This is a genomic window from Flavihumibacter sp. ZG627 (assembly GCF_000814325.1).
Lineage (GTDB): Bacteria > Bacteroidota > Bacteroidia > Chitinophagales > Chitinophagaceae > Flavihumibacter.
Window position 1 is genome coordinate 566,104 of record NZ_JPHF01000002.1, and the last position, 13,883, is coordinate 579,986.

A 13,883-nucleotide genomic window follows, 5' to 3' on the forward strand; every position below is an offset into this window, starting at 1 on the left:
TACAATCAACACTATGGCTAATTCCACGGATAGCCCGGGCAATGATATTGCCGGCTACGATTCGTTTACAGGTAGTAAAGGGGAAAGCGGATCATTTTTATGGTGGTGCGCCGGTGCCCATGGACCCACCCTCAAACAATTCTCCACTGAACATCCTAAGTATAATACACTGGGTGGCGTTTTGCTCGCCACTTTTGTTCTCGCAGCACTTTCTTCCGGCTATGCATTTTACACCATATTTGAAAATGTTGGCTGGGCGGTGGCATTTGCTATAATCTGGGGACTGATCATTTTTAATTTTGACAGGTTCATGGTAGCAAGTATCAGGAAGTATGGAATGTCGCAGGGTCGGCAAATTAGAGTTGCTTTCCCCAGGATCGTGCTTGCTGTGATGATTGGCATCACGATAGCCCGTCCCCTTGAGTTGAAATTATTTGAAAAAGAGATCAACCAGCAGGTAGAAATGAACCTGGTAGAAAAGATCAAACAATATAATAATACCCAGGATTCTCTTCACCAGGTGCGAATGGCATCAGCTGCCGCAGAGCGTAACCTCCTATCAACAAGGCGTAAGGCAATGGAAGATACATTGCTGGGGCTACAGCTTTCATATGTAAAAGAAGCGGATGGCACTGGCGGATCGGGCAAGAGGGGTGTTGAAACGATTACAAGGCTCAAAATGGGGGCTTACCAGCAAACGGCCCAGCAATACGCAGCAGAATTTGGAAATATTGACTCACTGCTTGCCGTTCAGCAAAAACTGCTCTCCACGGGCAACGACAGCCTTAACGCTACCAAAACCGCGTTTGCCCAGAGTGCCCGAAATAATATCGGCTTCCTGGAAAGAAACAAGGCACTGCATGATTTATCAGAAAAAGAGGATAGTGTTTGGCTCGCCAACCTGCTGATCAGCCTGCTGATCATAATACTGGAAACAGCTCCGATACTTGCCAAATTATTACTTCCGGTAGGACCTTATGACCTGGCTCTGGCAAAAGAAGAACTTATTCCGATGACAGCCATAGAACGCAAGCTGGTACTGGAACAGGAGCGGATCAGGAATTCGAATATGGAGGCTGTTTAACAGGTACAGGAACCAATTGTGGTTGAGATTCTGAACTATTTCCGATCTGTTCAGACAACCATTTAATTACCGCTGATAAAAATTTGAGAGTAGTTTTCATGATACGCTTTAGTTTAGCAGACCATAAGATAGGTCTTCCGTTTAAACATATATAAGTATGAAGTTATTTTTTAGCTTTCTGTTAATGTTTTTCACATGGACTGCATCTGCTCAGTTGGCTGAGGAAATAGAAATAAAAAAAGTAATTGATCAGCTTTTTACCGGCATGAGGTCATCCGATACAGCGCTTTTGGCGGGGGCATTTGCACCCGGAGCCATCCTGCAGACAATAATGCAGAAAAAAGATGGTAGTACAGTTGTGAGGACAGATGAAGTATCCGCATTTATTAGTTCAATTGGCAAGGCGCACAAAGAAGTTTATGATGAACGCATTAGCTATGGCAACATAGAAATTGATGCGAATCTGGCTGCTGTGTGGACGCCTTATCAATTCTTTGTAGGAACCACTTTCAGCCATTGCGGCGTAAATTCTTTTCAGCTGGTAAAACTTGAAGGCAAATGGAAAATTCAATACCTTATAGATACAAGAAGAAAAGATGGTTGTTTATAAGAACTGTTGATTGCAGGATGTAAAAGTCCAGGTTTAATTTTTCGACAGTTTATATTTCTTATTGACCTTTGGATTATTGAAATATTTATTCAAATCCTCTTCACTTAGATTGCCGGTATCTACCATGGGTACATCAATTAATGAAACCTGAACCTGTTTCAATTCGCCACGAAGCTTATTGATCTTGTTAAGAATTTCTAGATCAAGTTCACCACTAAGAGCATTGTCCTGAAGAGAATATTCAAGGCGTTTAATGCTGGTTCGAACCTGGGCTGCAGAATTCTGCTCATAGGTCTTAACTGGTGAAACAGCTTCTTTAACCGGCACCAGGGCAACACCAACGCTTGGCATTACCTTTCCCGCATTTTTTGAACTTTCGGAAGTACTTGTTGATAATATGGTGCCGCTAAGAGCAGATGTGCCCGAAAGCAGGTCAAATGAGGTACGGGTCTTTTTTGTACCTCGTACCTTTTTATCGAGTTCCTTGAATGTAAATTTCAGCTGTAAAATATAGAGTGAAATGTCTTTAGTAAGTTTTTGATATTCCTGTAAGCGGAATGGATAGTTGAGTGCATCTCTTACCACTACACGAATAACCGAGGTGTCGCGATTGTAGAACTTATCGGAACCTATCAATGTGATATTAAAAACCCTGACTTTTGCAGAATCAGTATCTCTAACAAAGTCATAAGGAATAGGCCATACAAACTTGTCATTGCATTTCTGGATGGCTGTATATCCCTTAATGGGCATATTGGTTAAGGTTGTAATCGATTCTATGGGGAAATTGCCATTCTCGCATTGGATATTGAAAGAAAGGGTATCACCCTCTTCAATGATAACGGTGCTGCTGATAGTTGGTTTGATCTGTGAAAGAGTAATTTCAGTATTATAAAAAAGCAGGGTGAAGAAAGTATCCACCCGCTCTTTCGGATCAGATAGATTCTGAACGCCGAGGTGAACCCGGTATTCCTGGTCATATTTAAGCCGGCCAGACAGGAACAATGATTTTTCAGCTTTAAAGGTTAAGATCCCCTCATCCTTATTGATCTTTAATCCAACCGGAGCATTCTTCAAAAACCAGAAATAACGGGCACTGTCAACCCGGTTGATGTCCAGGTTATATAAGATTGCCGAGTCAACATGTAGTGTGATATAAGGATTTAGATTTAATATCCTCAGTGTAGTGTCAGGGGCAACTATTTGAATTGAATCAGGATGCGTTGCCGCAGGAACAGTATCCAGAGATAATGTAGTATCCCGTTTAGGAATGGTATCAGTCTGGGCCTGTACGGATGTTGTAATCAACAATACCAATATACATAACCAATGAAGCCGAAAACGAAATTTAGCCATTCTCTGTTCGTTATTTGCAAGGGTTGAAAAGTGTAGCAATATTAGCATATTTTCGACAGACGCCTGTTAAACAATTTGTTAGAATGTGCATGATAATTTGTTTGAATATAAAGAACCCCGTTGTGGAAACAACGGGGTATAACCAAAACCAACTGCTTGTGAGAAAAATTATTGAATAGTAATTTCCCTGGGGTGTGGCTTTTCCACATTCTTTTTGGGAAGAAGTAATTTTAATAATCCTGCTTCATATTTTGCCTGAATATTAGCACCGTCAATTTTCTCGTCAACGGTGAATGTTCTTTTAAAAGAAGCGAGGTTAAATTCTTTGCGGATCATTTTCAGATCAGGATTCTTTTCATCCGGCTTTTTATTGAAAGCGATGGTCAGGAGGCCATTTTCAAGCGTTACTTTGAAGTCTTCCTTTGAGCGACCGGGAGCGATCATCTCCAGGTGATAGGCTTCATTTGTTTCAACAATGTTAACCGGGGCATGTGGTAGTGCTTGTGATACTTCCCGGCCAATGAAAGAAGGAAATTCCTGAAACCACTCGTCAAGCAGAGGACCGAAAGGACGTGCGGGCTGATTTAACTTTACCATGGTCATATAGATTTGAGTTTATTGTTTTAATATGAATTGTTTCAACAAAGCCTATACCAGTTGCTTTTTACATGCCATTATGATATTTTAACACGGAAAAGGTGTAAAAAGCCAGCCATATTGTCGTGCACATTAAAATTATACCGCCGTTTTGGCGCATTTAAACCAAACCAGTTGCCCGAATGTTTTTTCCAGTAGTTTTGCAATCTTAAAATCAAATACTATGTATCCAGCAGAAATAGTGATGCCCATGAAAGAAGAGTTAACGGAAGAAGGTTTCGTTGAACTTTTAAATGCAGATGCCGTTGAAAACCAGATGAAGCAGGAAGGAACTACCCTTGTAGTGCTGAATTCAGTTTGTGGATGCTCTGCAGGAACAGCGCGTCCGGGAGTACTGATGGCAGTGGCCAATAGTCCAAAAAAGCCCGATTATCTCACAACCAGTTTTGCCGGTTTTGATATCGACGCTGTAAAAAAGCTTAGAGAACATCTTTTGCCTTATCCGCCATCATCTCCGTCAATTGCATTATTTAAAGATGGACAATTAGTGCATTTTATTGAAAGACACCAAATTGAAGGCAGGTCTGCACAGATGATCGCCCATAACCTTATCTCAGCATTTGAGCAATACTGTTAAGCCATACTAAATAACCAGCATGTACCCCAACCTCTATTATGCCTTCAGGGACCTTTTCGGCATTGAGATCACTGGCCTCCGGTTTGTGAATTCGTTTGGTTTTTTTGTAGCGCTCGCATTCCTGTTTTCAGCCTGGGTGCTAACCATGGAACTGCGCCGTAAAAGCCAGGCAGGGCTTCTTCAGTATGAAGACACCAAAATCAAAATAGGTGAGCCTGCCAGTTCTACTGAGTTAATAACAAATTTCCTGTTGGGTTTTTTGTTAGGGTATAAGATCATAGGTGCTTTTGTAGTTGGTCCGGCCGACCCACAGGCCTTTATATTTTCGACTGATGGCAGCTGGCCTGTTGGAATAATAACCGGCCTTTTTTTCGCTGGACTAAAATGGTATGAAAAAAACAAGCAAAAGCTTTCCAAACCTGAGGAGAGGACAATCCGGGTTTGGCCCCAGGACAGGGTAGGGGATATTGTAGTTTTTGCTGCTGTATTTGGATTTGCTGGCGCCAAGGTGTTTCATAACCTGGAGAACTGGAATGAATTTGTAGCTGATCCTATAGGATCACTGCTATCTTTTAGTGGCCTCACTTTTTACGGCGGTTTAATCTGTGCCTCCCTGGCGATTTTCTGGTATGCCCGCAAGCATAAGATTTCACTCCGCCATCTCTGCGACGCCGCGGCACCAGCTTTAATGCTGGCTTATGCCATAGGCCGGATTGGGTGTCATATTTCCGGCGATGGTGACTGGGGAATTCCCAATAAATCGCCAAAACCATCTTTTCTTCCTGATTGGGCCTGGGCTTATACTTATCCCAATAATGTTATTAGCGCCGGGGTGCCCATTCCAGGTTGCGAGGGACAGTACTGCAACCAGTTACCTGAGGCAGTTTACCCTACTGCATTTTTTGAAACTATAGCCTGTATGCTGCTCTTCGGTGTATTGTGGTATTTCAGGAAAAAGATTGATATACCCGGGCGACTTTTCGCATTATACCTCGTTCTTAATGGTATTGAGCGCTTTTTTATTGAGAAGATCAGGGTTAATACCCAGTATGATATTTTTGGATTCCATCCAACCCAGGCTGAACTGATCTCTTCATTGTTAGTATTGACAGGAATCGCACTCTGGATCTGGATGGGCAAAATGGCCGATAAAAATCGTCCCATTCCAAGTACCAGATAACCTGACCACATTTAATCTAAAGCCATCCTCAGCAGGGTGGCTTTCTTATTTCCGCCCATCCAGTTCCTTCACCATTTATCCAGTAAATAGCCAAACCTGTAACCTCCTGCAAAGTTACACGTCCAATAGTTCGTCAAAGTATTTACCGAAAATCAATGCTAATAGCCATTCGCCACAAAACAATGTACATTGCATTACCAAGTACCTACCTTTGACTTGTAATAGACCTTAAACGGTACCAAACTAATTAAAGAACCTATCATGAAAAAGTTTCTTACTCTGCTGACCCTCGCCTTAACAACCTTAATCTCCATCAGCCAGGCCCAATCAAAATCAGCCAGCGTACAGGGAATTGTACTTGACCAGAAACAACAGCCCCTGGAAGCAGTGACAGTTAGCCTGCTCCACGCGAAAGATTCTTCAGTAGCTAAAATTCTGTCTACTGATAAAACTGGAAAGTTCAATTTCGAAACCATTGGAACTGGTCATTATTTAATCATGGTTTCTGCGGTAGGCCATCAGAAGAGTTTCTCTGCACCGTTACAAATTAATGGTGAGGCCTCGGCTCTAACAATTCCTTCGATTAAGATGATTGCCGATTCTAAAGAACTGGGAGCAGTGACTGTAACAGCGAGAAAGCCATTTATCGAACAGAAGATTGATAAAATGGTGATCAATGTTGATGCGGCTGTAACCAATGCAGGATCCACCGCTTTGGAGGTTCTCGAAAAAGCCCCGGGGGTAAGCGTAGATAAAGATGGCAATATCAGTCTCAAAGGAAAACAGGGAGTGATGGTGATGATGGATGGAAGACCTACTTACCTGAGTGCCGAGCAGCTTGCCAGCCTGCTCAAGTCAATGCCAGCAAGTTCAATAGAGCAGATCGAGATCATGACTAACCCTTCAGCAAAATATGATGCAGCAGGCAATTCAGGAATCGTGAATATTAAAACGAAAAAGGAAAAGAAAAAAGGATTTAACGGTAGTGTAACCGCCAATTATTCACAAGGAAAATACTGGAGAACGAATAACAGTTTCAATACCAATTATCGTAACGGGAAATTCAATCTGTTTGCCAATGGTGGTTACAGTAAATGGAACAGTTTCCAGGTTTTGGATATAAAAAGAAAATATAAGGATCCCAATTCAAAGGAAGTGACTGATATTTTTGAACAGAGTACTTTCATGCGCAACAACAATGATAATTACAACCTTAAGATTGGTGCTGATTTTTTTGTAACAAAGAAAACAACCTTGGGTATTGTTCTCAATGGTAATATATCTCCTGAAGACTGGACTGCCAATGGCATAAGTTACCTTATGGATAGCCAACGCGGATTGGACAGCATCATCAATGCAGATAATCATATAAAAGATCTCTGGAAGAATGGAACGGCAAACCTGAATTTCAGGCATCAGTTTGATTCAACAGGAAAGGAACTAACTGCCGACCTTGATTATGTAACCTACAGATCAAATAACAAACAGAATTTCCTGAACAGTACTTATGATCCTGACTGGAATCTGAAATACAATGAGAGCATGAAAGGTGGGCTACCTGTTAATGTTGATATCTATTCTGCAAAAGTTGATTATGCTCAACCACTCAGCAAGGATATGAAACTTGAAACAGGCTTAAAAACCAGCTTTGTTACAACCGATAACATTGCCAGTTATTCCAATCTTGTTGATGAAAACTGGGAAACAGATTTCAATAAATCCAACCGTTTCCAGTATAAAGAAAATATAATGGCGGGTTACATTAATATTAACAGGCAGATAAAAAAATGGGGAATTCAAACGGGTCTGCGCTATGAGCATACAAATTATGAAGGAAAGCAATTCGATAACCCAACTAAGCAGGATTCATCCTTCAGTAGGAAATATGGCAGTCTTTTCCCAACCGTTTTTATCAGTTATGCAGCCAATGCCAAAAACCAGTTCTCGCTTTCATTTGGCAGGAGAATTGATCGTCCGGCATACCAGAACCTCAATCCATTCCTGTTCTTTATCGATAAGTTCACTTACGAGGCAGGAAATCCATATCTCCAGCCACAATTTACCAGGAATGTAGAGCTCACACATACTTTCAATAGTTTCCTTACAACAACTGTGAATTACAGCAACACTAAAAATCTCTTTAGTGAAACTTTTGACCAGGATGGATATGCAACAATTGTGAGACAGGGTAATATAGGAAAACGTCAGAATGCAGGGATTTCCATTAGTGCCCAGGTGCCGGTTCAGAAATGGTGGACAGCCATCCTTTATTCAAATTATAACTACAGCAAATTTGAAGGAACGCTTTATGGCGAATCAATCAATGTAGAAGCGGGCAACCTGATGATAAATATAAATAACCAGTTCAAATTCAATAAAGGTTGGAGCGCTGAACTAAGTGGATGGTACAGAACAAAGGGAATTGAAGGCCAGATAATGATCAACCCGATGGGTGCTGCTTCAGCTGGTGTTTCCAAGCAGGTGATCAAATCAAAAGGAACGGTAAAATTGAATGTTCGCGATATGTTCTATACCCAGGTGGCACAAGGTGATATCAAATTCCAGTCAACCGAAGCATGGTTCCGTAACAGCCGTGATTCAAGGGTAGTTAATTTATCCTTTGTGTATCGTTTTGGCAAGCCGATTCAGGGCCCATCAAAAAGGAAAACAGGCGGTGCAAGTGATGAACTGAACCGGGTAAAAATGGGAGGCAATAATTAAATATCATAACCATTAAACCTATTGGAGAGATGGAGGGATCCCTCCATCCCTCCATCCCTCCAAGATAAGTTTCCCCTAATTAATTCCTATCTGATTTGGACCGCTCATATATTGGTCATTTTTTCTGACCTGTAAAAGACAGCAACAACCATCCGAACCAATTAACGATTGATATCAGATCTTCTTAATGAATTTTACCCATAGAATACCAAAAACCTCATCAATGAAAAAATATCTACTTCTTCTGTTAATTGCTTTTGCTGCTTCCGGCATGGCAATTGCGCAATCAACAGCAACAGTCAAAGGAATTATAACTGATGCAACAGGTACACCATTGGAAGCTGTTACAATTTCACTATACCAGCAAGCAAGTGGTAAACTGATAAAGATTTCAACCACCACAAAAAAAGGGGAGTTTGAAATTATCAATCTGGGAGATGGCAGTTACAAGCTTACTGCGTCACTGGTAGGATTCAAACCCTTGGAAAAACAAAATATTGATATTAAGGGTACTGAACCAGTAAACATCGGTTCAGTCTCATTGGAAGCTGCAACCAAATCATTGGAGAATGTTACTGTGGTTGCCAGGAAACCTATGGTTGAAGTTAAAGCTGATAAGACTATAGTTAATGTAGAATCTTTTATTTCCAACGCCGGGGGTACCGCTTTGGATGTGCTGGATAAATCTCCTGGCATCACTGTTGACAGGGATGGCAATATCAGTCTTAAAGGAAAACAGGGAGTGATTGTTTTGATTGATGGTAAACAGACTTTTCTTGGGGGACAGGATCTGGCGAATCTGCTTCGTAATACTGCATCCAATCAACTTGAAACTGTAGAGATCATGACCCAGCCTTCGGCAAAATACGATGCATCAGGTAACAGCGGAATCATAAATATCCGCACAAAGAAGGGCCGGCAGAATGGATTCAACGGATCTGTCAACTTAAGCTATATCCAGGCATTGTATCCAAAATCACCAAATAGTCTTAACCTGAATTATAAAAAAAACAAATGGACCCTCTTTACAGCCTTGAATTATTCTTACTGGGAAGGCTTCAATGAATTAAAACTCCTTCGTAAGTTCCAGGGCAAAAGTGGAGAACCTCTTTCTGCCATTTTTGACCAGGAGTCGAACGGCCATTTCTCAAGCAAAAATATGGGTATCAGGACCGGTGCAGAATATGCTATTAATAAAAACACTTCGATAGGACTTCAGGTTAATGGAACCTATAATCCTCGTACTTTTTTATCTGAAGGTATTGCCGCAATATATGATGGTGAAAGATTGCTTGATTCAACCAATGTGGCAAGTAGCAGGAATACCGACAAATGGAAGAATTTTGGAGCCAACCTCAATTTCAGGACACGCCTCGACACAACGGGCCGGGAAATAACCGCTGATCTTGATCATATATGGTATGGATCTAATGCTGTGCAGACATCCGACAACTACACATTCTACCAGCCCGGAAACCAGTTGGCAGATTCTTTTCTGCTGAAGGGAAATCTTCCATCAGATATTAAAATTTACAGTGTGAAAGTAGATTATGTGCATCCGCTGGGAAAGCTGGGCAAACTGGAAGCAGGATTGAAAACCAGCCTGGTAAAAACAGATAATGATGCACGTTACTATCTCTGGGACGCTGATGCAAAAGATTGGGCTGATGATCTTACCCGCAGTAACCATTTTCTGTATGAAGAAAATATTAATGCAGCTTATATCAATTACAGCAGGGAATTGAAAAAATGGGCGTTCCAGACCGGCCTCCGCATGGAACATACCAATGCGAAGGGTAGGCAGCTTTCAAATAATGAAAGCTTTAAAAGAGATTATGCCCAATTATTTCCTACAGCATTTCTTAGTTATAAATTAAATGAAAAGAACCAGCTCAGTGCAAACTATGGCCGTAGAATAGAAAGGCCAAATTACCAGGATATGAACCCATTCCAGTATTTCCTTGACCAGTATACATTCCGCATGGGTAATCCATATCTCCAGCCACAATTCAGCCATAATATTGAAGTATCACACAACTATAAAGGTGTATTGAATACAACACTTAACTATTCAGTAACTACAGATATAATCAATGATATTCTAAAGCAGAATGATAGTACGAAAGTAACCTTCCAGACCAAAGAAAATATCGCCAGGAGAAGGAATGTGGGCATTGCGATAAGTTACAACCAACCCATAACAAAATGGTGGACTGTATCCCTGTATGGAAATGTATTCAACAACCAGTTTACGGGTTTTGTGAATGGAATGCCCCTTGATGCAGGCTTTACCGCATTCATGGCAAATATGAACAACCAGTTCAAGTTTGCCAAGACCTGGGGAGGTGAAATCAGTGGATTCTATCGCAGTAAAATGCAGGAAGGCGGATTGATAGTTGCATTGCCTATGGGTGTAATAAACTTTGGTTTATCCAAGCAGGTACTGAAATCAAAAGGCACCCTCAAACTTTCTATCAATGATCCATTCTATATCCAAAGATTCAGGGGATATACACAGTTTGGATCAATTGATACGCAGATCAATGCCCGCTGGGATAACAGTAGAGCAGCGCTAAGCTTCAATTACAGGTTTGGCAAATTACAAAATGGTGGTCCGCAGCGCCGGAGAACCGGAAGCGTAACAGATGAACAAAACCGTGTTGGTGGAGGTAACCAGCAATAAATATTTCTCTAGAGTGTTAGTTAGTTTAAGGTTAGATCGTCCCGTTTCTACGGGACGATCATTATTTTTGTAGAGTAAAACTAATATATGCCATCATTTGACCTGGTCAGCAAAGTAGATATCCAGACCCTGGATAATGCCATCAACACAGTAAAAAAGGAGATAACCAACCGCTTTGATTTCAAAGATCAGCATGTACAGATCGATTTGAACAAGAAAGATTATAACCTGGTGATTGAGGTAGAAAGTGATATGAAACTAAACCAGGTTACTGATGTACTAATCAGCCGCACTATCAAACAAGGCCTGGATGCCAATATTTATGATTTTGAGGCAAAGCCAGGCTTCCAGAGTGGTAAGCTGTTTAAAAAGGAAATCCCCGTTCGTAATGGATTGAAACAGGAGGATGCCAAAAAGATCGTGAAACTTATTAAGGATAGTGGGCTGAAAGTTCAGGCTGCCATTATGGAAGATATCGTGCGGGTAACAGCAAAAAAGATCGATGACCTTCAGGCGGTAATACAGGCCAGTAAAACATGGGGATTGAATATTCCGCTTCAGTATATTAATATGAAGTCCTGATATTCAATTTTTTATGAATTTTTAGGGTTCAAAGCAGATTTCTTTGGAAGAAACAGTCTAAATGCGCTAATTTTGCGCTTTCGTAAATAATTAAAATAGTACGGCAAAATCCGTACTGCCTTAAAAATAGCAGTTATGAAACAAGGTATCCATCCACAAAATTATCGCTTTGTAGTATTCCGGGACATGAGTAATGGTGTCTCTTTCCTCAGTAAATCAACCGCCGCAACAAAAGAAACTGTGCAGTGGGAAGACGGTAACGAATACCCGCTTATCAAGTTGGAAATCTCCAATACCTCACATCCCTTTTTTACAGGTAAGAATGTTATGTTGGATACGGCAGGTCGTATCGACAAGTTCAAAAAGAAATACGCGAAAAAATAAGAGAAAGAAACCGGCAAATGCCGGTTTTTTTATTGGTGCCTCCTCCATGTTTCAGTCATGCTTTTTTGCATACCTTTAAAGCATGCAATGCATTATCTTCTCCGAAGAATATTGCCAGCCAGAAAACCTCTTTCCATTTACCTTGACACGTCGGATACAGGATATCCGAATTGGTATATTCACCATCCGGGAAAAATGGGAGTTGATGCTGAAACTTCCATCGTATGATAAATGGGAAGGAGATTATAAGGAGGGCGATCGTTCTGTAACCATTGATTCCAAAATCAATGAGGGTCATTATCTTTTGGTTCATTCCAATATTATTCCAACCCCTTCAATGGCAAAGGCTGTTATTTCCCTGGAGCCCGGTCAGTTTCTTACCCATCCCATTGCCGGGGCAATAGCATTTCATTTTCATTCCAGTGATGTCACAAGCCTCCATAAAATCAGGGTTCGTGAAACAATATCCTTTCAGGATGATACACCTAAAATCGTATATCCCTGGGATATTTTCCACCTGAATGATACTGCCATCCGGCTTGATTTTGATCTCCTTACAAAAGACAAAAGATCAGCGCCAATATCACCAACAAATAAGGTCAGCAATGAGGAGCAGGTTTTTATCGAAGAAGGCGCAAGTGTAGAACACGCAATAATAAATGCGGTTACAGGTCCGGTTTATATAGGAAGAAATGCACTGGTAATGGAAGGAACAACCATCCGTGGTCCGCTCGCCGTTTGTGAGGACGCTGTAATCAAAATGGGATCAAGAATTTATGGTGCCACAACCATTGGCCCTGCCTGTACTGCTGGTGGTGAAATAAAGAATACAGTCATGATGGGGTATTCCAATAAAGCACATGATGGATACCTTGGCGATTCAGTAATTGGAGAATGGTGTAATATCGGAGCCGGCAGTTCAGCGTCAAATATAAAAAACAATGCAGGAGAGGTGCTTGTGTACTCCCCTGCAAGTGAAGGAAATAAAGCAATGACGGGCATTAAATGTGGTTTGTTGATGGGAGATTATAGCAGGGCTTCCATTAATTCTTCTTTTAATACCGGGTCTGTGGTGGGCGTATCATGCAGTATTTTTGGATCAGGATTATTACCCAAATACATTCCCAATTTTTCCTGGGGCGCAGATGGTATACGCAAATATGATTATGATAAGTCCATCAGGGATATACGAAATTGGAAAAAACTGAAAGATGTGGTATTGAGTGAAAGAGAAGAGAATATCTTAAAATACATTTACGATAATTATTAAATCAACACCAATAGAATGAGAAAGCAAATCGCAGCAGCAAATTGGAAAATGAATCTGACTTACCAGCAGGGAGAAAAACTGTTGGATGAAATCCTGAAAGCTAAAACTCCGCTTGACTTTCACCAGCATGTTATATTTGCTGTACCCTTTCCTTATCTTATTATGGCCAACAGCGAAGTGGCCAATGAATCTAACTATTCAGTTGCTGCACAGAATTGCCACCATAAAAAATCAGGAGCGTTTACAGGTGAAGTGGCACCTGAAATGTTATACTCCATCGGCATAAAATATTGCATTATTGGTCATAGTGAGCGTCGTGAATACTTTAATGAAACAAATGCCCAACTGGCAGAAAAGATCGACCTTCTTCTCGGCCAGGGAATTCAACCCATATTCTGTTGTGGAGAACCGTTATCCATTCGTGAAGCAGGGAGCCAGAATAGTTATGTGGAAACACAACTGGCAGAATCTTTGTTTCACCTTCAGCCAGAACAGGCAGAGAAACTAATCATAGCATATGAACCTATCTGGGCTATTGGTACAGGTAAAACGGCATCGGCAGAGCAGGCCCAGGAAATGCATGCCCATATCAGGGCTGTTCTGAAAGAAAAATTTGGAAATGACATCGCTGATTCAATTTCCATTCTTTATGGAGGCAGTGTGAAAGGCGCCAATGCCCGCGAAATATTCAATGGTGAAGATGTTGATGGTGGCCTGGTAGGTGGGGCGTCTCTTGTAAAAGAGGAGTTTATAGCAATAATGGAAGCACTTAAATAATT

The 13,883-nt window shown here is 41.1% G+C and carries 12 protein-coding genes; 10 read left to right on the forward strand and 2 right to left on the reverse strand.

Annotated elements, in window-relative coordinates:
- Positions 1 to 13 precede the first annotated feature (13 nt).
- Positions 14 to 1,084, forward strand: coding sequence for a DUF4407 domain-containing protein (locus tag HY58_RS05955; RefSeq protein WP_039129207.1), 1,071 nt, complete (start codon positions 14 to 16; stop codon positions 1,082 to 1,084).
- Between the two features lie 157 nt (positions 1,085 to 1,241).
- Positions 1,242 to 1,694 (forward strand): nuclear transport factor 2 family protein, encoded by a 453-nt coding sequence (locus tag HY58_RS05960; RefSeq protein ID WP_052323876.1) that lies wholly within the window; start codon positions 1,242 to 1,244, stop codon positions 1,692 to 1,694.
- 33 nt (positions 1,695 to 1,727) lie between these two features.
- Here HY58_RS05960 and HY58_RS05965 read toward each other — a convergent pair whose 3' ends face one another.
- Both HY58_RS05965 and HY58_RS05970 read right to left on the reverse strand, forming a co-directional pair.
- On the reverse strand, positions 1,728 to 3,050 hold the full coding sequence (locus HY58_RS05965; protein WP_052323877.1) for a hypothetical protein: 1,323 nt from the start codon (positions 3,048 to 3,050) through the stop codon (positions 1,728 to 1,730).
- A gap of 168 nt (positions 3,051 to 3,218) precedes the next feature.
- Positions 3,219 to 3,647 carry an Hsp20/alpha crystallin family protein gene (locus tag HY58_RS05970; RefSeq protein ID WP_172644607.1) on the reverse strand — a complete coding sequence of 143 codons (429 nt, stop codon included), beginning with the start codon at positions 3,645 to 3,647 and terminating at the stop codon, positions 3,219 to 3,221.
- Positions 3,648 to 3,870: 223 nt separating this feature from the next.
- Here HY58_RS05970 and HY58_RS05975 point away from each other — a divergent pair, with 223 nt between their 5' ends.
- From HY58_RS05975 to tpiA, 8 genes are all read left to right on the forward strand, one after another.
- Positions 3,871 to 4,284: a BrxA/BrxB family bacilliredoxin gene (locus tag HY58_RS05975; RefSeq protein WP_039129215.1), complete on the forward strand. Its 414-nt coding sequence runs from the start codon at positions 3,871 to 3,873 to the stop codon at positions 4,282 to 4,284.
- A 19-nt stretch (positions 4,285 to 4,303) separates the two neighbouring features.
- Positions 4,304 to 5,464 carry a prolipoprotein diacylglyceryl transferase gene (locus HY58_RS05980; RefSeq protein ID WP_039129218.1) on the forward strand — a complete coding sequence of 387 codons (1,161 nt, stop codon included), beginning with the start codon at positions 4,304 to 4,306 and terminating at the stop codon, positions 5,462 to 5,464.
- Between the two features lie 261 nt (positions 5,465 to 5,725).
- The gene (locus tag HY58_RS05985; RefSeq protein WP_039129220.1) at positions 5,726 to 8,185 is read left to right on the forward strand and encodes a TonB-dependent receptor; all 2,460 of its coding nucleotides are present in this window, start codon (positions 5,726 to 5,728) and stop codon (positions 8,183 to 8,185) included.
- Positions 8,186 to 8,408: 223 nt separating this feature from the next.
- Positions 8,409 to 10,868 (forward strand): outer membrane beta-barrel family protein, encoded by a 2,460-nt coding sequence (locus HY58_RS05990; protein ID WP_039129222.1) that lies wholly within the window; start codon positions 8,409 to 8,411, stop codon positions 10,866 to 10,868.
- An 87-nt stretch (positions 10,869 to 10,955) separates the two neighbouring features.
- Complete coding sequence (locus HY58_RS05995; protein ID WP_039129225.1) at positions 10,956 to 11,450, forward strand: YajQ family cyclic di-GMP-binding protein; 495 nt, start codon at positions 10,956 to 10,958, stop codon at positions 11,448 to 11,450.
- Between the two features lie 135 nt (positions 11,451 to 11,585).
- Positions 11,586 to 11,834 carry a type B 50S ribosomal protein L31 gene (locus HY58_RS06000; protein ID WP_039129228.1) on the forward strand — a complete coding sequence of 83 codons (249 nt, stop codon included), beginning with the start codon at positions 11,586 to 11,588 and terminating at the stop codon, positions 11,832 to 11,834.
- A gap of 82 nt (positions 11,835 to 11,916) precedes the next feature.
- Positions 11,917 to 13,104, forward strand: a complete 1,188-nt coding sequence (locus HY58_RS06005) for a putative sugar nucleotidyl transferase (RefSeq protein ID WP_039129230.1) — start codon at positions 11,917 to 11,919, stop codon at positions 13,102 to 13,104.
- Between the two features lie 15 nt (positions 13,105 to 13,119).
- Positions 13,120 to 13,881, forward strand: coding sequence for a triose-phosphate isomerase (tpiA, locus tag HY58_RS06010; protein WP_039129232.1), 762 nt, complete (start codon positions 13,120 to 13,122; stop codon positions 13,879 to 13,881).
- The last annotated feature ends 2 nt before the right edge of the window (positions 13,882 to 13,883 follow it).